19 protein-coding genes are annotated in these 20,954 nt (G+C 62.9%); 17 read left to right on the top strand and 2 right to left on the bottom strand.

The genetic code is table 11. The features are described from left to right. Nucleotide 1 precedes the first annotated feature (1 nt). The 4 genes from AWB80_RS14700 (at nt 2) to AWB80_RS14680 (ending at nt 4,236) form a co-directional block, all read left to right on the top strand. Nucleotides 2–490: a TadE/TadG family type IV pilus assembly protein gene (locus AWB80_RS14700; protein ID WP_061175527.1), complete on the top strand. Its 489-nt coding sequence runs from the start codon at nt 2–4 to the stop codon at nt 488–490. Then, nucleotides 487–1,179 (top strand): TadE/TadG family type IV pilus assembly protein, encoded by a 693-nt coding sequence (locus AWB80_RS14695; protein ID WP_061175393.1) that lies wholly within the window; start codon nt 487–489, stop codon nt 1,177–1,179. Before AWB80_RS14700 ends, AWB80_RS14695 begins: the two co-directional genes overlap by 4 nt. Continuing rightward, nucleotides 1,176–3,002 carry a TadE/TadG family type IV pilus assembly protein gene (locus AWB80_RS14690; protein WP_061175392.1) on the top strand — a complete coding sequence of 609 codons (1,827 nt, stop codon included), beginning with the start codon at nt 1,176–1,178 and terminating at the stop codon, nt 3,000–3,002. Before AWB80_RS14695 ends, AWB80_RS14690 begins: the two co-directional genes overlap by 4 nt. Nucleotides 3,003–3,732: 730 nt before the next feature. Beyond that, nucleotides 3,733–4,236, top strand: coding sequence for a DUF6496 domain-containing protein (locus AWB80_RS14680; RefSeq protein ID WP_061175391.1), 504 nt, complete (start codon nt 3,733–3,735; stop codon nt 4,234–4,236). On the opposite strand, the gene AWB80_RS14675 is transcribed toward AWB80_RS14680, so the two are convergent. Further along, nucleotides 4,221–5,183: a LysR family transcriptional regulator gene (locus tag AWB80_RS14675; protein ID WP_244206510.1), complete on the bottom strand. Its 963-nt coding sequence runs from the start codon at nt 5,181–5,183 to the stop codon at nt 4,221–4,223. The genes AWB80_RS14680 and AWB80_RS14675 overlap by 16 nt on opposite strands. 76 nt (nt 5,184–5,259) lie before the next feature. On the opposite strand from AWB80_RS14675, the gene AWB80_RS14670 reads away from it, so the two are divergent. The 7 genes from AWB80_RS14670 (at nt 5,260) to AWB80_RS14640 (ending at nt 17,315) form a co-directional block, all read left to right on the top strand. Beyond that, nucleotides 5,260–6,030 carry a transporter substrate-binding domain-containing protein gene (locus AWB80_RS14670; protein ID WP_061175389.1) on the top strand — a complete coding sequence of 257 codons (771 nt, stop codon included), beginning with the start codon at nt 5,260–5,262 and terminating at the stop codon, nt 6,028–6,030. 10 nt (nt 6,031–6,040) lie between these two features. After that, complete coding sequence (locus tag AWB80_RS14665; protein ID WP_061175388.1) at nt 6,041–7,168, top strand: succinylglutamate desuccinylase/aspartoacylase family protein; 1,128 nt, start codon at nt 6,041–6,043, stop codon at nt 7,166–7,168. Nucleotides 7,169–7,255: 87 nt separating this feature from the next. Then, a complete protein-coding gene (locus AWB80_RS14660; protein WP_061175387.1) occupies nt 7,256–8,146 on the top strand; it encodes an alpha/beta fold hydrolase in 891 nt (296 codons plus the stop codon). Between the two features lie 176 nt (nt 8,147–8,322). Next, nucleotides 8,323–14,145 carry an excinuclease ABC subunit UvrA gene (uvrA, locus tag AWB80_RS14655; protein ID WP_096031980.1) on the top strand — a complete coding sequence of 1,941 codons (5,823 nt, stop codon included), beginning with the start codon at nt 8,323–8,325 and terminating at the stop codon, nt 14,143–14,145. After that, nucleotides 14,135–14,554, top strand: a complete 420-nt coding sequence (locus tag AWB80_RS14650) for an ACT domain-containing protein (RefSeq protein ID WP_061175385.1) — start codon at nt 14,135–14,137, stop codon at nt 14,552–14,554. The genes uvrA and AWB80_RS14650 overlap by 11 nt, the downstream gene beginning before the upstream one ends. 11 nt (nt 14,555–14,565) lie before the next feature. Continuing rightward, nucleotides 14,566–15,846, top strand: coding sequence for a DUF445 domain-containing protein (locus AWB80_RS14645; protein WP_061175384.1), 1,281 nt, complete (start codon nt 14,566–14,568; stop codon nt 15,844–15,846). 884 nt (nt 15,847–16,730) lie between these two features. Continuing rightward, a complete protein-coding gene (locus AWB80_RS14640) occupies nt 16,731–17,315 on the top strand; it encodes a hypothetical protein (protein ID WP_061175383.1) in 585 nt (194 codons plus the stop codon). A 12-nt stretch (nt 17,316–17,327) separates the two neighbouring features. On the opposite strand, the gene AWB80_RS14635 is transcribed toward AWB80_RS14640, so the two are convergent. Then, nucleotides 17,328–18,356 carry a DUF1214 domain-containing protein gene (locus tag AWB80_RS14635; RefSeq protein ID WP_061175382.1) on the bottom strand — a complete coding sequence of 343 codons (1,029 nt, stop codon included), beginning with the start codon at nt 18,354–18,356 and terminating at the stop codon, nt 17,328–17,330. A gap of 310 nt (nt 18,357–18,666) precedes the next feature. Here AWB80_RS14635 and AWB80_RS14630 point away from each other — a divergent pair, with 310 nt between their 5' ends. The 6 genes from AWB80_RS14630 (at nt 18,667) to AWB80_RS14595 (ending at nt 20,945) form a co-directional block, all read left to right on the top strand. Further along, nucleotides 18,667–19,059 carry a hypothetical protein gene (locus tag AWB80_RS14630; RefSeq protein WP_143328044.1) on the top strand — a complete coding sequence of 131 codons (393 nt, stop codon included), beginning with the start codon at nt 18,667–18,669 and terminating at the stop codon, nt 19,057–19,059. A gap of 241 nt (nt 19,060–19,300) precedes the next feature. Further along, the gene (locus AWB80_RS14620; protein ID WP_061175379.1) at nt 19,301–19,630 is read left to right on the top strand and encodes a hypothetical protein; all 330 of its coding nucleotides are present in this window, start codon (nt 19,301–19,303) and stop codon (nt 19,628–19,630) included. Continuing rightward, nucleotides 19,623–19,958 carry a DUF3846 domain-containing protein gene (locus tag AWB80_RS14615; protein WP_061175378.1) on the top strand — a complete coding sequence of 112 codons (336 nt, stop codon included), beginning with the start codon at nt 19,623–19,625 and terminating at the stop codon, nt 19,956–19,958. The genes AWB80_RS14620 and AWB80_RS14615 overlap by 8 nt, the downstream gene beginning before the upstream one ends. Continuing rightward, nucleotides 19,949–20,170 (top strand): hypothetical protein, encoded by a 222-nt coding sequence (locus AWB80_RS14610; RefSeq protein ID WP_143328043.1) that lies wholly within the window; start codon nt 19,949–19,951, stop codon nt 20,168–20,170. The genes AWB80_RS14615 and AWB80_RS14610 overlap by 10 nt, the downstream gene beginning before the upstream one ends. A 353-nt stretch (nt 20,171–20,523) precedes the next feature. After that, a complete protein-coding gene (locus AWB80_RS14600; RefSeq protein ID WP_061175375.1) occupies nt 20,524–20,748 on the top strand; it encodes a hypothetical protein in 225 nt (74 codons plus the stop codon). Then, a complete protein-coding gene (locus AWB80_RS14595) occupies nt 20,745–20,945 on the top strand; it encodes a hypothetical protein (protein ID WP_061175374.1) in 201 nt (66 codons plus the stop codon). Before AWB80_RS14600 ends, AWB80_RS14595 begins: the two co-directional genes overlap by 4 nt. Nucleotides 20,946–20,954: the final 9 nt, after the last annotated feature.

Raw genomic sequence — 20,954 nt, 5'->3', positions numbered from 1 at the left:
GATGCGCGCGCCATCGCCGAAGCAAGGCCGCTTTCTGACGCGCCTCGCGCGCGACGAGCGCGGCGTGTCGGCGATCGAGTTCGCGCTCGTCGGGCCGATTGTGTTCATCCTGATTCTGGGCACGGTAGAAGTTGCGCTCGACATGATCGTCGATGCCTCCGTGCAGTTCGCCGCGCAGCAGGCGTCGCGCGCGGGTCTCACGACCACGGTCCCGTCGAGCGGCACGCGCGATGCCGAGGCGCGGCGCATCGTCAACAACGTGCTTGGCGGCTGGGCGAACATCGGCGGCAGCGTGAGCATCACGACGCGCGCCTACACCACCTACAACGACATCGGCACCAGCAACTATCAGGACTCGATGGGCGGCTTCGGCGACGTCGTGCTCTACAACATCAGCGTGACGATCCCGAGCTTCTCGGGTATCCCGAAGCTCTTCGGCATCGACTCGCTGACTTTCCAACGCAGCTATCTCGTACAGAACGAAAAATGAAGCCCGCGAACGGAACGATGCGATCGGCGTTCAAGGCGGCCGTTGCGCGGCGCGCGCGCCGTGTGTCGACGCGTCTGATGCGCTCGGAGCGCGGCAGCGTGACAATCGAATTCGTGATCGTCGTGCCGCTCATGCTGCTCGTGCTGCTCGGCTTCACCGAGCTGTATCTGTACATGCGCGCGGTGAGCCTCACCGAGCACACGGCGTTCACGCTGGCGGATTCGATCGGCCAGATGAGCAACGTCATCAACGACAGCACCGGCACCGGCAGCGCGAACAGCCTCGGTTCGATCTACGCGGCCGCGATCCAGTTATCGTCGCCGAATCAGCTTGCTGCGAACGGCGGCGTGATCATCACGTCGATCTGCGACAAGACCGTGAACTGCAGCGGGCAGTCGGTGCTCAATCCCTCGCAGGACGCGGGCACGGCGGCGGTGCTCTGGACCGCGAGTCCGAAGTGGCAGCCGCAGGACATGCCGTCGACCATCACGACGACGAAAGTGGTGCCGTCGAACTGGCCGTTCCGCTACGGCGATTCGGCCATCGCGGTGGAGGTGTTCTACCGCTATACGCCGTTCTCGCTGACCGCGCCGTTCTGGCGCAACGCGCCGGTCGCCACGATCATCTACGAGCGCGTCTACGTGCGTCCGCGCAACGGGCAGGCGCTCACTCTCACAAAGGCATCATGAGCGCGAAGCGAAGCAGTGGCGGCCCGCTGGGCGCGCGCAGTGTGCGCAACCTGCTGTGCGGCGACGAGGGCGCCGTCACGATGGTGTTCGCGGTGTGCGCGAGCGTCATGATCGGCTCGATGTGCACGGCCATCGACGCGATCCACTACGAGATGACGCAGGCGCGCATGCAGATGGCGCTCGACGTCGCGACGCTTTCGGCAGGCGCGGACCTCGCGCACTACGACACCACCAAGCCCGCCGATCTCGCGAAGTGGCAGACCGACGCGCGCGCCTATTACGACGTCAACATGCCTTCGGGCTACATGGCGCTGAACCTGCCCAATGCGAACTTTTCGGCGCAGGTGTCGGGCGCGCCCGCGACGGGGCAGACCATCCAGCTGTCGGCGACGGGCTCGATGCCGCTCATCGCTCCGGTCATTTTCGGCAAGAACACGGTGGATAACGGTTCGGGCAACGGCGGCACGGGCGGCAACCAGGCGACACCCGACACGGCGAAAGTCAGCGCGAGCAACGCGGCGCTGCGTCTGCCGAAGAGCACGCTCGAACTCGTGATGGTGCTCGACAACACAGGCTCGATGAGCGACTACGCGAACAGCAAGGACCACACGCAGGGCACGAAGATCTACGGTCTGCGGCTGGCCGCGCAGAATCTCGTGGACAGTCTTTTCTCGGTGACGGGCAACGATTCGTACATCGGCCTCGTGCCCTTCACGACGATGGTGAATCTTAAGAACGCGTTGCAGCCCACCGGCAAGTGGCTGACCCCGAGCTTCGACAAGTACAACAACCAGCAGGTCTCCATGGCAGTCAACAAGAGTTACCAGGGGTCCGGCTGGGGCGGCTGCGCGGTCGAGCCGCGCGACGTGAGCAGCAACCTGCAGGCGCAGGCCTACGAACCGGCCAAGACGCCGGGCTTCACGCCGTTCTTCTACAACGTGCCGAAGAACGGCTTCTCGGTCTACAACTACACGACAGCGACGAAGAACGGCAAGACGACCTGCACGATTTCGAGTCCGATCGTCGTGCAGGGCGTGCCGCTCACGCTGAAGAGCGGCGGTCTTTCGACGTCGTGCAATACCGTTGCCGACAGCAGCACGGTTCCGTCGATTTACGATCGCTGGTATCAGAAGTCGAGCGGCACGACCACCACCACGTACGATCAGAACGGCAACACCAACTTCAACAACAACGGGCCGTGCGCCATCGCGCCGGCGCTGTTTCTGTCGAAGGACAAGAGCGCGTTGACTACCGCGATCTCGAACATGCAGGCGGCCGGCTCGACGCTGATTCCGACCGGGCTGCTGTGGGGCTGGCGCATGCTGAAGTCGCCCTGGTCGGACAATGTGGCGGGCAAGGGCAACGGCTGGATTTCGACCGACACGAGCCTGCCGCGCCTCGAGACGACGCAGGCGCTGCAGCGCGTGGTCATCGTGCTGTCGGATGGACAGAACGATCCGGGCGGATCGACGGGCATCATGCCGCCACAGGCGTTCAATGGTCTTTCCGGCGTGGGACGGGCCGATCTGCAGGCGTCGAGCGTGCGGCGCGCGGATGGGTCGACGCTTAATCCGGGTTCGATGGGCTCCGTCACCGATCTCAATGCGTTCCAGCTCGCGGTGTGTTCGGCGATGAAGCAGGAGGGCATCATCGTCTACTCCATCACGTTCGGCGATTACGGCACCGATCCGGGTAACGCGCAGGCGACGATGCAGAGTTGTGCGAGTCCGGGGAACTACTTTCACGCGCCGAGTAACGCGACGCTCAATCAGATCTTCCAGCAGATCGCGGGGAATCTTGGAGTGCTGCGGCTCACGCAGTGAGGGTTTTAGGGGCGATGGCTATGTTTGCGCTTGGGTTGTTTTCGCCGGATCCCGTTTTCGTGTCGGTCTATTAGCGTTGCCCCTGTGCGGGGCGGCACCTACTTTCTTTGCTGCTGCAAAGAAAGTAGGCAAAGAAAGCAGCTTTCCCCATCCAAAGCGCTTCACGCCGGCCGCGGCACAGGCGATCGTTTTAGGCACAGCAGTAGCGAGTGCCCTCATAGGCCTAATCGGGCTTGGGCCGCGCACGGTCTGACACATCGCACCACACGCGTGGCTGGTTCAGCACGAAATAGCTCCGGCCCGCTTCGCCGCCGACCGGTCAATCGGGTTGGCGCGGGCTTCCATATCAAGGTATCCATACCAAGGGTTTCCCTTGCAGACCCCACGGCAGCGCGTAGCGCTGTGCCGGAACTCTTTCGTGCTGAACCAGCGGGCTAGAAGAACTAGCTAGTCAGACCGTGCGCGGTCCAAGCCCGAGAAGGCCTATGAGGGCACTCGCTACAGAGCCCACGAACGAGGAGAAGAACACCCAAATTGCGTGTGACCGCGGGCGTCTCAAGCTGCTTTCTTTGGTTACTTTCTTTGCAGCAGCAAAGAAAGTGACTGCCGCCCCGCACAGGGGCAACGCCAATAGACCAACACGAACACGGGATCCGGCGCGAAACGAAACCCAAGGCACATACGTTGCTAACACCGCAAGAGCAGGTCCACTTCATCAAGGAGGTCCGACATGCCCGAAAAGAAAACCCTGGAGCGCGCAGCAAAGGCAAAACGCGCAGGCAAGTCCCCGAGCACGCAGGCGGGCGAGTTCGTGAAGGAGCAGATCGATCACATCCGCGAGGGCAAGCACGGTGCGAAATCGGCGAAGCAAGCCGTCGCGATCGGGCTGTCCGAGGCGCGCCGCTCGGGCGTGAAGATGAAGCCGCCGAAGAAGGGCACGACGTCCGAGGCGACGCGCAAGAAGGCCGCGCAGGACACCAAGGCCGCGCATCGCACGAAGAAGAGCCCGAGCACGGAGTCGAAGGCGAAACGTTCCGCCGCGTCCACGCGTGTGCTCAAGCGCGAAAGCACAAAGGCGGCTTCGCACAAGTCGCTGTCGAGGCAATCGCATGCGGCTGCCAGCCGGCGTTCGGCGGCGGATCGATCGGCGGCGGCGAAAAAGGGCTGGGCTACACGCCGCGCGCGTGCCGCTGCCGCATCGAAGGGCGCGCGCACGCGTCACGCTTCGCGCTGAGCGGGAAGCATCCGGGCAAACGAAACGGCCATCGTCGCGAGTTCCTGCGCTGCGGGCGTGAGTGGAACGCCCGCGCGGCGCAACAGACACACGGGCGTTTTCGCGGCGCGCTCCGCGATGGGCACGATCTCGACATGCTCGCGAAAGAACGGATGCTCCGCGAGACTCGTGGGTTCAAGCCCGAGATAATCGCTCGATGCGATGCAGTGCAAGGTGTCGAAGACCGCTTCGGTCGTCGCGGCGACACGCGGCGGCGCGAGCTTCGCATGCTCGAAAAGCGCCGATAGCTTGTTGCCCGTCACGCCCCCGCCGCGTTGCCGCGTGCTGACCCATTCGGCATGCCGCAAGTCTGCGAGCCTGCGCGAGCGCCCGAGCGGATGCCCGCGCCGCGCGATCACCGCGACATCGGAATCGAAAAGCGGCGTCGTCTCCATGTCGTGGATGTCGGCGTCGGGCGCGATCAGCGCGAGCGCGAAATCGAGGCTGCCGTCGCGTACCCATGACGTCAGCATGCGTGAGGTCGCGCTCGTCAGATGCACGTCGATGCGCGGACAGCGCTCCCGGTAACTCGCGAGCAACGCGGGAAAAAGCCGCATCGTCGCTTCTGCCGCGAGCCCGAGCGCGACGCGGCCCGTCAGTTCGCCGCGCAACTGGCGCATTTCTTCTTCGGTCTTCCTGCATTCGCCGAGAATCAGCTCGGCCCGCACGCGCAATCGCTCGCCGATCGGCGTCAGGCGCGCGCCACGCACGTCGCGTTCGAAGAGCGGGCCGCCGGCCTGCGCTTCCAGCTTGTGAAGTTGCTGCGTGATGCCGCTTTGCGCGATATCGAGCCGCCGCGCGGCGGCACGCACGCTGCCCGCATCGGCGACGGCGACGAACATGCGCAACTGCGTCAAGGTCAGATCCACGCTCGGCGCTCCCGTCGGGTGATCTCGAAAAGTGATCATGATAAGCAAAACGCCTCTTTTTGCGAGCGTTTTGCACCCGTAGTATCGGTGCCAACCTTACGGAGACACCGCGTTCATGTTCAGACTCAGTTCACTATTGCTGGCCGCCGCGCTCGTCGCCGCCGCGCCGGTTCACGCGAAAGACGCCGACACCTTGCGCCTCGGCATCGACCCGGGCTATCCGCCGATGGACGTGAAGACGCCCGACGGCCACGTCGCGGGCTTCGACGTCGATCTCGGCGATGAAATCTGCCGCCGCATCGCGATGCGTTGCCAATGGGTCGAGCTCGAGTTTTCGGGGATGATCCCCGCGCTGCAGGCGCGCAAGATCGACGGGATCATGTCGTCGATGGCGATCACCGACAAGCGTCTCAAGCAGATCGCGTTTTCCACCAAGCTGTTCCAGTTTCGCTCGCGTCTGATCGCGCGCAGCGGCGCGCCGCTCAAGGCGAGCGCGGAAGGGCTGCGCGGCAAGCGCGTCGGTGTGCAGAGCGGCAGCCAGTTCGAAACCTACGCGATGAAGAACTGGCAGCCGGGCGGCGTCGAAGTGGTCGCGTATCAGAGTCAGGAAGGCGTCTTCAACGATCTCGCCGCCGGCCGGATCGACGCTGCGCTGCTCGGCTCGGTCGAAGCGGAGCACGGCTTTCTGAAGACCTCGCGCGGCGCGGGCTTCGCGTTCGTCGGCGAGCCGCTTTCGATGGGCGATCACGGCGTCGGCATGGGCTTGCGGCAGGACGACGCCGCGCTCAAGGCGAAGGTCGACAAGGCCGTGACCGACATGCGCGCCGACGGCACGTATCAGAAGATCGCGCGCAAGTATTTCGACTTCGATGTGTACGGCGACTGAGGATCATTCGATGCAGACACGACGCACACCGCTCGTCTCGACGACGCTCGGCACCTCGCGCGAACTCGTCAGCTTTCACTTCGGCGACGCCGGGCGCGGCGGCGAGCGGGTTTATATGCAGTCCTCGCTGCACGCCGACGAAACGCCCGCGATGCTCACCGCATGGACCTTGAAGAAGCGCCTCGCCGATCTCGAAGCCGCAGGCCGCGTGCGCGGTGAAATCGTGCTCGTGCCGGTGGCGAATCCGATCGGCTTATCGCAGCATGTGCTCGGGCAATTTCTCGGGCGCTTCGAGACGAACAGCGGCCACAATTTCAATCGCGGCTTTCCGTCGCCGTCCGCCGACGCATTGATCGAACGCGTGGGCGCGCGCCTGTCATCCGACGATGCGGCGCACAACGCGCGTGTCCTGCGTGGCGCGCTCGTCGGGATGCTCGGCGAAATGTCCGCGAAGAATGAGTTCGAATCGTTGCGGCTCGCGCTGCTCACGATGGCGTCGCAAGCCGATATCGTGCTCGATCTGCATTGCTCGCTCGAAGCGACCATGCACGTCTATACGAGCCCCGCGAGCTGGCCCGCGATCGAGCCGCTCGCGCGCTATCTCGGCGCCAACGGCGTGTTGCTCGCGACGGATTCCGGCGGGCAATCGTTCGATGAGGTTCACGCGCTGCTTTGGAACGAGGTGCGTGCGCGCCTCGGAGACAAGACGCCGCTCGGCGCGCCGAACATCGCGGCGACGATCGAGCATCGCGGGCAACGGGACGTGGACTACGACACGGCATCGCAGGATGCGGATGCAATCGTCGATTATCTGATCGCGCGCGGGGTGATCGAAGGCGAAGCGAACGACGCGCCGCCGCTCGCGCAACCGGCGACGCCGCTCGCGGGCAGCCAGCAGTTGATTGCGCCGGTGAGCGGGATCGTCGTGTATCGCGCGAAAGTGGGCGCGCGGTTGAAGGCGGGCGATGCCGTGTTCGATATCGTCGATCCGATCAGCGATGACGTCACGACCGTCACCACGAGCAATGAGGGTGTGTTTTACATGCGGCGCGCGATTCGCTTCGTGTATGCAGGCGCACCGATGGGGCGGGTGACGGGGGAGAAGCCCGTGCGCACGGGGGTGCTGATCGGGGCGTGAAGGCGCGCGCCGCAGATCGATCGTTCCCGACAAGCACGCCTCTGCCGCGCTCGCTAAAATGACTCCTCCCTCCCGAGGAGTCTCGCCATGCTGGACTTCGACCGCCACGCCCGCACGCACACACTCGATATCGCCTACGCCGATTCCGGTCCCGCTGAAGGTCCCATCGTCGTGCTGATCCACGGCTGGCCGGATGCGGCGCGCGCGTGGCACGCGGTCGCGAAGCGGCTCAACGACGCGAACTACCGCACCATCGTGCCCGAGCTGCGTGGCGCGGGCGGCACCCGCTTTCTGCGCGATGACACCGTGCGCGACGGCTCGGGCGTCGCGCTCGCGAAAGACTGCATCGATCTCGCGGACGCGCTCGGCATCGGGCAATTCGATGTCGTCGGCCACGACTGGGGCGCGCGCGCCGCCTACACGATGTCCGCATTGTTCCCGCAGCGCGTGCGCCGCATGGCCGCGCTCGCGCTCGCCTATCAGCCGCGCGGCGTATTCCAGCTGCCGGACTTCTCGCAGGCGCGGCGCTTCTGGTACCAGTGGTTCATGTCGCTCGACGGCGGCCCCGACGCGCTCGCCGCCGATCCCAAAGGCTTCGCGCGCATCCAGTGGGACACATGGTCGCCGCCCGGCTGGTTCGACGAGGCCGAATTCGCGGCCACGGCGCGCGCCTTCGACAACCCCGACTGGGTGCCGATCACCCTCAACGCCTACCGGCGACGCTGGCGCGGCGATCAGCCGTCCGATCCGGCGCTGGCCGATCTGTACGCCAGGCTCGCGACGATCGAGCGCATCGACGTGCCCGCGCTGATGATTCAGGGCGGCGCGGACGCCTGCGACGAACCCGCCAGCTCGGAAGGGCAGGAAAAATATTTCACGGCGGGGTACCGACGCGTCGTCATCGACGGGGCGGGGCATTTTCCGCTGCGCGAGGCGCCGGACGCCGTCGCCGACGCGGTCGTCGCCTATCTCAAGTGACACGCGGATCAGGCGAGTGTCTTGCGCACCGGAAGCAGACACTCCTGACACGTTTGGCGACAATTACTGTATGCGTGTACAGTACTGTTCGCTATGGCGGCTGTGCGCTCCCGAACGGTCGAGCGGACCGCCAAGCGGCTCCGAAAGCCGCCTAACTCATTGAACCGGTTGAAAAATTGGCATCGAACAACGCAATCCGCATTCGTGGCGCCCGTCAGCACAATCTGAAGAATCTCGATCTCGACCTGCACACCGGCCAGATGACCGTCGTGACCGGCCCGTCCGGCTCCGGCAAGTCGAGCCTCGTGTTCGACACGCTCTACGCGGAAGGTCAGCGGCGCTACGTCGAGACCTTCAGCGCCTACGCGCGCCAGTTTCTCGACCGGATGGACCGCCCGCAGGTCGATCGCGTGGACGGCGTGCCGCCCGCCATCGCCATCGACCAGACGAATCCGGTGCGCAGCTCGCGCTCGACCGTCGGCACGATGACCGAGCTGAACGACCACCTGAAGCTGTTCTACGCGCGCGCCGCCGAACTGTTCGACAAGAAGACCTCGCACCGCGTGCGCCACGACACGCCCGAGACGATCTACGCCGAACTGCTCGAACGCACGCGCGCCGACGATCCGCGCCTCGCGGTCACGTTCCCGGTCGAATTGCCCGATACCGCCAGCGACGAGGAAGTCGAGCAGTGGCTGTCCGCGAGCGGCTACACGCGCGTGCAGGCGAAGCGTCACGTGCAGACGGAAACCGGCGCACGGCAGATGCTCGATGTCGTTGCGGATCGTTTCCGCTTGCAGAACACCGAGCGCTCGCGCGCGCTGGAAGCAATCGAAAGCGCGTTGCTGCGCGGCACCGGGCGCGTGAACGTCTATGTGCTGAAGGAAGAGGCCGAGCCGGAAATCTGGCGCTTCTCGACCGGCCTGCATAGCCCCGAAAGCGACCTGCGCTACGCCGACCCGCAGCCCGCGCTGTTTTCCTTCAATTCCGCCTACGGCGCGTGCGAAACATGCCGTGGCTTCGGCCGCGTGATCGGCGTCGATTACGGTCTCGTCATTCCCGACGAAAACAAGACCCTGCGCGAAGGCGCGGTCAAGACGCTGCAGACGCCCGCGTGGAAAGAGAATCAGGACGATCTCGTGAAGTACGGCGCGAAGGCGGGCATTCGTCTCGGCGTGCCCTGGAAGGATCTCACGCGAGAAGAGCGCGACTGGGTCATCAAAGGCTCGCCCGACTGGACCGGCAAGTGGCAGAACCAGTGGTACGGCGTGCAGCGCTTCTTCGACTATCTGGAGTCGAAGGCTTACAAGATGCACATCCGCGTGCTGTTGTCGAAATATCGCAGCTACACGACGTGTCCGGTGTGCGCGGGCGCGCGCCTGAAAACCGAATCGCTGCTGTGGCGTCTCGGCACGAAGGAACAGGCCGACGCGGTGTTGCCGCCGTCGCAACGCTTCAAGCCGGAAGGCGTCGACTGGACGCGCGCGCAACTCGAAGCGCTGCCGGGCCTGACCGTACACGATCTGATGCTGATGCCGATCGAGCGCATCCGCCGCTTCTTCGATTCGCTGACGCTGCCATCTACGTTGCTCGATGAAGCGCTCAAGCTGCTGCACGCGGAAGTGCGCACGCGTCTGAAATATCTCTGCGATGTGGGCCTCGGCTATCTGACGCTCGATCGCCAGAGCCGCACGCTGTCCGGCGGCGAAGTGCAGCGTATCAACCTGACGACCGCGCTCGGCACATCGCTCGTCAACACGCTGTTCGTGCTCGATGAACCGAGCATCGGTTTGCATCCGCGCGATCTGAACCGCATCGTCGAGGCGATGCATCGGCTGCGCGATGCGGGCAACACGCTCGTCGTCGTCGAGCACGATCCTTCGGTGATGCTCGCGGCGGATCGTCTCATCGACATGGGACCGGGGCCGGGCGAGCGCGGCGGGCAGATCGTCTACGACGGCGCGCCCGGCGATATTCAGGTCACCGATACATTGACCGGCGCGTATCTCGGCGGCCGCAAGCATGTCGCGCATGCATCGAACTGGAACCGGCGCATCGTCGATGCGAACACGCCGCGTCTCACGCTCGAAGGCGCGAGCGATCACAATCTGCGGGACGTCACGGTCGAGATTCCGCTGCAGCGGCTCGTCTGCGTGACGGGCGTGTCGGGTTCGGGTAAATCGACGCTGATTCAGGACGTGCTCGCGCCCGCGCTGATGCGTCACTTCGGCAAGGCGACGGAAGCGCCCGGCGCGTTTCGCGCATTGAAGGGCGCGGAGCATCTGAGCGATGTCGTGTTCGTCGATCAGTCGCCGATCGGACGCACGGCGCGCTCGAATCCGGCGAGCTATGTCGGCGCGTTCGATGAAATCCGCAAGCTCTATGCGAAGGCGCCGCTCGCGTTGCAGCGCGGCTACAGCGCGAGCATGTTCAGCTTCAACTCGGGCGATGGCCGTTGCCCGACGTGCGGCGGTTCGGGCTTCGAGCACGTCGAGATGCAGTTCCTGAGCGATGTCTATCTGCGCTGCCCGGACTGCGACGGACGGCGTTATCGCGCGGAAGTTCTCGAAGTGAAGATCGAGCGCGGCGACCGTCAGTTGAGCGTCGCGGACGTGCTCGAACTGACCGTCAGCGAAGCGGTCGCGCTCTTTGCCGAGGACAAGGAAGTGCTGCGCGTGCTGCAACCGATCGTCGATGTCGGTCTGGAATACGTGAAGCTCGGGCAACCGGTGCCGACGCTCTCGGGCGGCGAAGCACAGCGTCTCAAGCTGGCGGGTTTTCTGGCGGAAACCTCGCAGGCCAAGAACAGCGAACGCCGCCTCTTCATGTTCGACGAGCCGACCACGGGCCTGCACTTCGACGACATCGCCAAGCTGATGCAGGCACTGCGGCGCCTGCTGGAACGCGGGCATTCGCTGATCGTCATCGAACACAATCTCGACGTGATTCGTGCGGCGGACTGGATCATCGATCTCGGTCCCGAAGGCGGCGATGGCGGCGGGCAAGTGGTGTGCATCGGCACGCCGGACGATGTCGCCGCGTGCGAGCAGTCGCATACGGGCCGCGCGCTCCTCGAATACGAAGAAGCGATGGCGCCCGGCGCGGCGGAAAAGCGCGCGGGCGTGCCCTTGCAACTCGCGGCGGAAGTCGCGAGCGCGCGCCGCGCGTTGCAGGGTGAAGACGTCGTGCGTATCGTGAATGCGCGCGAACACAACCTGAAGTCGCTCGATGTCGATATCCCGCATAACAAGTTCAATGTCGTGACGGGCGTGTCGGGATCGGGCAAGTCGACGCTCGCGTTCGACATCCTCTTTCACGAAGGCCAGCGCCGTTACCTCGAATCGCTGAACGCGTATGCGCGCTCCATCGTGCAGCCGGCGGGCCGTCCCGAAGTCGATGCCGTCTATGGCATTCCGCCGACCGTCGCGATCGAGCAGCGCCTGTCGCGCGGCGGGCGCAAGTCGACGGTGGCGACCACATCGGAAGTCTGGCACTTCCTGCGTCTGCTGTACGTGAAGCTCGGCATCCAGCATTGCATCCACGATGGCACGCCGGTGCAGTCGCAAAGCTCGGAATCGATCGCGGCGCAAATCATGCGCGACTTCAAGGGCCAGCATGTCGGCCTGCTCGCGCCACTGGTCGTGAACCGCAAGGGCGTCTATACCGATCTCGCGAAATGGGCGAAGGCGCGCGGCAATACGCATCTGCGTGTGGATGGCGAATTTCTGCCGGTGAGTCCGTGGCCGAAGCTCGACCGCTTCCGCGAACATACGATCGAACTGCCCGTCGCGGACCTGGTCGTATCGGCGGATAACGAAGCCGAACTGCGCCGCCTGCTCGATGAAACGCTCGAAATCGGCAAGGGCGTGATGCATCTGTGCGCACCGCTCGACGACCTGCATGGATCGTGGCAGGGCGGCGCGCGCCGGGGCAAGGAAGAAACGCGCGTGTTCTCGACCAAGCGCGCGTGTCCGGTGTGCAGCACGAGTTATCCCGAACTCGATCCGCGCATGTTCTCGTACAACAGCAAGCATGGCTGGTGCAATACCTGCGTCGGAACAGGCGTGAAGCTGACGCGCGAACAGCGCGCCGCCTTCGACGATACGGTATTTGCGCAGGACGATCGCGGCCGCGAGCAGAGCATCGGTTCGGTGGATCAGGAACCGGACGATATCGTCGATCAGCCGTGCCCGGACTGCGAAGGCACGCGTCTGAACGATGTCGCGCGCGCGGTCACGTTCGGCGACTATCCGATCACGGAAGTGGGCCGCTGGACCGTCGGCGATACGCGCGAGTGGATTTCGAAGCTGAAGCTCAAGGGCCGCGAAGCGGATATCGCGCGTGACGTGGTCAGCGAAATCGAAGGTCGTCTGCAGTTTCTCGAAGAGGTGGGGCTGGGTTATCTGAGTCTCGATCGCGCCGCGCCGACGCTCTCCGGCGGCGAAGCGCAGCGCATTCGTCTCGCCGCGCAACTCGGCAGCAATCTGCAAGGCGTGTGTTATGTGCTCGATGAACCGACTATCGGTTTGCACCCGCGCGACAACCTTATCTTGCTGAGCGCGCTGAAGAAGCTGAACGACAAGGGCAACACGCTGGTCGTCGTCGAGCATGACGAGGATACGATTCGCCGCGCCGATCACATCATCGATATCGGGCCGGGCGCGGGCAAGCGCGGCGGCACGGTGGTCGCGCAGGGCAACGTCACCGATCTCGCGGCGCACAAGGCGTCGCTGACGGGGCAGTACCTTGCGAACCCGATCGTGCATCCGTTGCAGCCGCGCCGTGAAGTGCGCACCGCGACGCCGAAGCGGGCCGCCGTGCCCGAGCAGTGGCTGACGGTCGAAGGCGCGACGCTGCATAACCTGCGCAACGTGACGGCCAGCATGCCGTTGAATCGCCTCGTCGCGATCACGGGTGTATCGGGCTCGGGCAAGTCGACGCTCGCGCGCGACGTGCTGATGACCAATCTGCTCGATGCAGTCGGCCGCTCGGTGCTGTCGTCGCCCGCGGTGCGGCGTGCGCGCAAGGCCGCGCAAGCGTCGGACACGAGCAAGCCCGGGACGAAATCGCGCGCCAGCGTGCTCGCGCGCGAAGCGCCGCGTCCGAAGTTCGATGTCGCGCACGCGTGGCAGGGCTGTCGCGGCGTGACCGGTTTCGAGGCGATCGACCGCGTGCTCGAAGTCGATCAGACGCCGATCGGCAAGACGCCGCGCTCGTGTCCGGCGACCTACATCGGCATGTGGGACACCATCCGCAAGCTATTCGCCGATACGCTCGAAGCGCGCGCGCGCGGCTATACGCCGTCGCGCTTCTCGTTCAATACCGGCGACGGGCGTTGTCCGGCGTGCGAAGGCCAGGGCGTGCGCACCATTGCGATGAGCTTCCTGCCCGACGTAAAGGTGCCGTGCGACGTGTGCCACGGCCAGCGCTTCAATCCGGAAACGCTGGCGGTGACGTGGCGCGGCAAGAATATCGGCGAAGTGCTGACGATGGAAATCGACGAAGCCGTCGAGTTCTTCTCGTCGATGCAGAGCATCGCGCATCCGTTGCAGTTGCTGCGCGATGTCGGGCTCGGTTATCTGACGCTCGGCCAGCCGTCGCCCACGCTGTCGGGTGGCGAAGCGCAGCGCATCAAGCTCGTCACCGAATTGTCGAAGGTGCGCGACGACATCACGCGACGCGGCCAGAAACCGCCGCACACGCTCTACGTGCTGGATGAGCCGACCGTCGGCCTGCACATGGCGGACGTCGCGAAGCTGATTCGCGTGCTGCATCGGCTGGTGGATGGCGGGCATAGCGTGATTGTCATCGAACACGATCTCGATGTGATCGCCGAAGCCGACTGGGTGCTCGATCTCGGCCCGGAAGGCGGCGTGAATGGCGGCACGATCGTCGCGGCGGCGGACCCGGACACGCTCGCGACGCATCCGCGCAGCCACACGGGCGCGGCGCTGCGGCCGGTACTGGCGCGCACACGGGAGGCCGAGAATGCTGCGTGATCTCGATACGCTGATCGCGTCGATGCAGCCCGAACTGCAGCCGGGCGTGTATGTGTTCGCGTCGCTGCCGCACGATGCGGTGGTGAGCGGCGCGGGCATCGTCGCGACGTTTCGCGAGCGCGAAGGCCTGACGGTCGTGATGGAGGAAAGCGCGGCGCAGGCGGCGGGCATCGCGCCGCTGTTTCGCGCGGCGTGGATCACGCTGACCGTTCATTCGGACCTGAACGCGGTCGGTCTGACGGCGGCGTTCGCGCGTGCGCTCGGCGACGCTAACATCAGTTGCAACGTGATCGCGGCGGTGTATCACGATCACATCTTCGTTCCTGTCGATGATGGCGAGCGCGCCGTCGACGTTCTTCAGGATTTGCAACGCGCTGCTGGTAAGCTTTCGGCCTCTCCAAAACCATGACCAGAAAATAGATGGAAACGCAGGACAAAGCCGTCGCGCTGAAAAGAATGAAATGGTTCGCCGCCGCGTTGCTGGTCGCGGCCGGCTGTCTGTTCGCGCTCGCGAAAAGCCAGCACGATGCGGGCGTGTGGGCGTGGGTGTCGTCGTTCGCGGAAGCCGCGATGGTCGGCGCGCTCGCGGACTGGTTCGCGGTGGTCGCGCTGTTTCGCCATCCGCTCGGCGTGCCGATTCCGCACACGGCGATCCTGCCCGCGAACAAGGCGCGCGTCGCGGACAATCTCGCCGTGTTCGTGCGCGACCGTTTTCTCGGCACCGATGCGCTGGTAGCGCGCGTGAACGCGTTCGATCCGGCGAGCCGGCTTTCGATGTGGCTCGCGGAGCCGAAGAATTCGGAACTGCTCGGCAAGAAGGCGGTGACGGCCGTGGGCCAGTTGCTGTCCTTCGTCGACGACGAGCGCGTGAAGACCATGCTTTACGACACGCTGCGTCGCCGCGCTGCGTCGTTCGATCTCGCGAGCGCGGCGGGCAGCGTGCTCTCGACGCTGACGTCGGACCGGCGTCATCAGTTGCTGCTCGACGAAGGTCTGAAGCAGATGGCGGCGTGGCTCGACAAGCCCGAGGTGCAGGAGATGCTTGCGGGGCGCATCGTCGCGGTGGCGGGCGAGGAGTATCCGAAGCTCATCGGCATGCTGGGTTTTGTCGGACTGAATGCGGAGGATCTCGGCAACAAGTTCGCCGCTGGCCTCGTGCGCGGCGCGAATCAATGGCTGCACGATGTGAGCAGCGATCCGGAGCACGAGCGTCGCAAGGCTTTCGATGCGGCGGTGGAGCGGTTCGTCGAGCGGCTGAAGACGGATGAGACGTTCAAGGCGCGAATCGACGAGCACAAGCGTGAATGGCTCGAGCGGCCGGAGTTGCGCGATTATGTGAACGGGCTGTGGGATGAGTTCATCGGGTGGCTCGATGCGGATATCAGGCGGCCGGATTCGGCGCTGCATACGAAAGTCGTGGCGATGGCGGGAAGTTTCGCCGAAGCGCTCGGGAGTGATCCGGCATTGCGGGATTCGATCAACGAGCATATGCGGGATGCGTTGAAGGCGCTTGCGCCGGAGTTGCGCGATGGCATCGCGAAGCATATTGCGGCTACCGTCAAGCAGTGGGATGATGCGACGCTCGTGCGGGATGTTGAGCTCAATATTGGGCGGGATTTGCAGTTTATTCGCGTGAATGGGACGCTCGTTGGGGGAGCGGTTGGGATTCTCATTCATGCCGTTACGGTTTGGGTGGGGTGAAGGTTGTTGTCGCCGGATCCCGTATTCGCGTCGGTCTATAAGCGTTGCCCCTGTGCGGGGCGGCACCTACTTTCTTTGCTGCAGCAAAGAAAGTAGGAAAAGAAAGCAGCTTTCCCCATCCGGAACGCCTCACACCGGCCGCGGCACAGGCGAACGGCTAGGGCACAGCAGTAGCGAGTGCCCTCATAGGCCTAATCGGGCTTGGACCGCGCACGGTCTGTCACATCACGCCGCGCGCGTGGCTGGTTCAGCACAAAATGGCTCCGGCCCGCTTCGCGGCCGATGGGTCAATCGGGTCTGCGCGGGCTTCTGCCTATCTCTTTTCTCGTCGGTTTCCCTTGCATACCCCACGGCAGCGCGTAGCGCTGTGCCGGATGTATGATTGCTGAACCTTTGTGTTCAGGGAGCTGGCTCGTCAGACCGTGCGCGGTCCAGGCCCGGTCAGGCCTGCGAGGGCACTCGCTACTGCTGTGCCCTGGGTGTTCGCCTGTGCCGCGGCCGGCATGAAGCGTTCCGGCTGGGACAAGCTGTTTCTTTGGTTACTTTCTTTGCAGCAGCAAAACTACTACCGCCCTGCAAAGCCTTATGGATAGGGGTTTACGGGGTTTTCTCCGCATTTCTACCCCCCGCTGAACCCCCCGAAACCCGGTTTGCACGGCAATTAAATTCTCGCCCTGCTGCAAAACCCCGATCTTAGCCTACTAAAAAGCCCTCAGGGCTTTCCCTGAGCGTTCAGGCCTGAACCTATGCTGGGCGGGCCTGAGCGGCCCATGCCGGGCCAAAACCCCTCATTTGCCCGCTGACCGAGCGCAGCGGTTTGCTCTAATATTTTTTCTCGGTCTTACCGATTGTTTTCGGACCAACCTACGAGCGGACCGCACGGCATGAATGCGCGCTATGACCACTTCATCGTCGATAACTTCGTCTGTCTGATCGACCGCGACGAACCCGGCTGTCGGTCGGTCACGAACGACATCGAGCGCATCATAGAGCAGGACCTCGCCGACCTGCTTTTGCCGCATCGACGGCTCGTGTATCGCGACAGTGAAAAGCGATGGGACGAGGTAGTGATCGAGCATCGCGGCGGTCGCGCCTGCTTCCTCGAATTTCGGCCACTCGGCCACGACGACTCGCGCCTCGCCGATCTGTTCGACCTGCTCACGCCCGCTTACTTCGGTGAGCCTTCCGACGATGACCTGCTCAAGATGGGTTATGAACGGCCGTTCAAGGTCCTAGACGATGGGCGTATCGCAGGTCTCATGCCGATCAACCTGAACGTGTGTGCGCTCGTCGTCGGCATCCACAGCATGGGTCACCACGACGCCTTTTACTATCGGACTCGAGAACAAGCCAAGCGAGCACTCAACGAGTGGCGCGGCGACGGTGAGCCGCGCGGCTGGGTGAGGCATCCGCAGAGCGGTCGGCGACGCGAGGATGGCGACCCGGCGAAGGAATACATGCAGCCGTAAACCCAATTTTAGTTATGCTGGCCGAGCGTCAGGAAATGTCCATTTTCCGTTCACTATTTCCGGTCGAGGACGATAGAGGCGCACCGTGTAGTTCCAACCGGAAGCGATTGGCAAGCAATTAGAAACGATGCCGTCACACCCCCCGAATTGAATGTCCACCGAGCCATCGCCATTTTTGCGCGCAGTGGTGTTGTTCAGAGAATATGCGTTAAGAGGGTTCGGGTCGATAAAACCAGCCGCGTTGTACACGGTTATGGACCAGAAGCCGTCCACGGGTACGCCCCGATCAACGTGAATCTTGTAGATCGTCGTACCGTCATTCTTCGAAGGCGTCCGTGTGAGATAAAGGGCGTCCTTTTCCGGGTTACCGCCCCATAACGTTGCTGATCCAATGAGATGGTGGACAGGATCAACGTCGCTTTTGCGGCCAAACGATTTGCGCGTGTTCGGGAGCGTTGAACCAAGTATAAGTAGCGCATCGCGCACTTTCTTTTGGCTTGTCTCGTCCCAGCTGGGCACGTTGAAGCTGCCTACGCTCCTTTGCTCGATCTTGACGGCATCCTGCAAGGCATGTGCTTTCTCAAGGTCGCTCGCATCCGATGGGTTGACCAGCGTGCGAATGGTTGTAAGCACATACCGAGTACCGATCTGCTTCTTATCGAGGGTGTACCTGCCTGCGTTATAAACAACTTCCTGCGCATAGTGATCCTGGTTGATGACGATCATCGACCGAAAGCGCTCGCCTGCGTCTGGAAGGGTGATGGTCACCGGTCCTGCGTCAAGGTCAAAGACTGCCGAAGAATACAGCGTGTCCCGGTTCACGCGCACTACAATTTGTTGATCAACGGGAGCGAGTTCCCGGTTATGGAAGAATTTGCCAAATCCGTTGGCCTTGACCACTTTGTCTAGCTCAACGTCCGACTCGGCACGGATGAAGTTATCGGCAGTCACGGGCAGTGGGACCGATTGCGCATAAGCGGTGTGAATTACGGCAAGGAGTGAAAGTATTGCGAGCAAGGCTGAGTTTGTTCTTCTTCGCATGGCTTCTCCATTCGACGTGGAAATGAATTACATCAGAAGCTGATGTCTAAAGTCGCCTCGCATCAGCGAGTGCCTGAACATCGGCTCCAATGTAGTGGACAAATCAAATAAATGAAAGATGACGTTCACGGGCAGTCATTCTCCAAGTGCGATGATCCTTGGCGGTTCGGCCACGGCGAGAATGCGGTGCAAAGGTCCCGGAGGGCGCACTGGCGTGCTCGTGTATGTGACTCGACTGGCAAAGGTCAACTATCAAAAGTACAGTCGCCCGGCTGCGCTCGGATGGGGACGTGAATCAGGGTAAATGGTCATGACGACAATGTGGAAGGTTTCGACGATCGGTGCTTTACTGGCTGCTGCATCGGTCACGCACGCAGAAAGCGATGCGCAGTTCAAGCTTCGCTTTTTCTGCCAACTTGACGGGGCTTCGGCGGGTGCAGCAGTGACCTCCATGCGTGACAAGGGCGTCGAGCTATCCACCCTGATAGCGACGATGGAAAGCGAGAGCAAAGCCAAGCCCGAGAAAGCTGCGCTTTTTCAGCATCAAAAAGAGGTCGTGCGCTATGTCTCGAAGGCACTGAACGAAGATAAGGCACGCAACGAAAAGCATGATGCGTCATGGTATGCGGCTGAAGTCGCAGCCCTGTGCGTTAGTTTCGGCGGCGCGGACAGCAAGTATCTCGATGCAAAAGTGGTGCGATGACAAAAGGAAGCGTAACCCTCGGGGAAGTTGCAGCGCGCTCAACTCATATCGAGATGGCCTGCTCTCGCTGCGATCGGCGCGGCCGCTATCGGCTCGTGAAGCTGGTTGCGTCGCTCGGCGACGACTTCCCGATGACTGATCTAGGCGCGGCGATCGCCAACTGCCCGCGCAGGCATGCGACCGTCACGGAGCGATGCGACGTGTACTTTCCCGGTCTGATAAAGATTATGGACAGCCAGCCATGAGTGACTTCGAAGAGTGGTTCAATACACCTGAGTCGCCGATGCAGGACCTATGGGAAAAGCTTTCGGCCTACCTGCGCACACAAGCCCACGTGGGTCCCTTCGCAATCCCGGATGACGAGGACACGTGGCTACTGCTTAGGATGTTTTATTTCCTTGGGGTCGAAGGCGTCACGAGGCAGGTAGGGCCTATGTACCCGATGAAGGACCACGACGACGCGTTGATGCAGTACATGACGATCTATACCGAGATGCATCGCATCCGGGCCGAGAAAGAAACAATGGTCGAACTCGACAAGATCATGCGAAAGGACGACAGCCATGATTAACGCTTACCTGATAGACCCGTTCACGAAAACTGTATCGAAGGTCACGCGCAGCAGCGACGGCGTCGGCCTTCAGGCCTTGCGCGAGGTGTATGCCTTCGTCGGTGTTGACTGCATCGACGCAGCGCACCTGCCGAACGGCGATGCGATCTACGTGGACGATATCGGCCTCGACCGCAAGCAGCAGGCCTATTTCTTCGTTGACGGCTATCCGCAGATTCTCGCAGGCCGTGCCTTATGGGTTGGGGCGACGCGTGAGGGTGACGACACGACGCCCAAGACACCATTTCATATCGCCATGCAGTCTATCGGATGGGCATCATGCGACTGAGCGAAAGGCGGGACCTATCCGCCACATACGACAAGGCCTATGAACTCGCGAACATCCTCGACATGCTGATCGAGGACGGCATGCGTGACGACGAGCCGATCATGTTGACCAAGGGCCTCGTGCAACGTGCTGCAACGACGCTCGCGTTCATAGCGGGCACAGGCCTCGGCATGCTGCCATCGGAGGCCGAATGCGATGACGACCTACGATGACTTGCGACAGCTACGGCGGGACCTTGCGACCGTGAACGCAGAGCATGCGCAGACCTTCGCCGCGATGCAGGCAGCACACGAGCGCATCGTCGATCGGCTCGACTCATGCATCGCAAGGCTAGACCTGCTGCTAGAGTCGATGGAGGCAGCAGAGAGGACAAACAGCACTAAATAGAGCAGCAGTAATCGGCCTGTGAGGCTTGTTGGATAAGGCTTTCGGAATTAGAGCGGTTCGCCAACGATGGGCCGTGTACCCCATCTGATGGGCCACATATTATGGAGTCCTGTTGTGCGGGGCCTGAAGTTAAGGCCCTGCCAACTGGACTCTATTTTTTTTGCTCTAGGGGTATCGCATGACTGTGATGGAACTGATGGAAATACTTGAGGGCCTGCCGCCGCAAGCGGAAGTCCGCTTTGCGCACCAGCCTAGCTGGCCGATGGAATACAAGCTCGGGCAGGTTGCTGAACTGCTTACCGATGATGGCTTTATGGTGTACCTCGGCCAAGGCGAGCACGTCGGCTATCTGCCGGGCGAGGTCACTGAATCACTCGGTTGGTCGGGAGGCTTTTCGCGATGAAACTGATTCAGTCGAAAGACGCTGCTGCAATCCTCGGTGTCTCGACCAAAACGATGACCAACTATGCAACGGACAGCCAGCACGACGCTGGTTGCCGGTTCCCGGTTAAGCCGGTGCGCAGGGATGGCCGCGTGTATTGGGTGCAGAGCGAAATTGAGAACGTCGCTGCGAAGCGCAAAAAATTTGACCGTTACTAAGGATTGGCT

This window comes from Caballeronia pedi, assembly GCF_001544915.2.
In the GTDB taxonomy this organism is placed as follows: domain Bacteria; phylum Pseudomonadota; class Gammaproteobacteria; order Burkholderiales; family Burkholderiaceae; genus Caballeronia; species Caballeronia pedi.
This window is presented reverse-complemented; position numbering and strand designations above follow the sequence as displayed.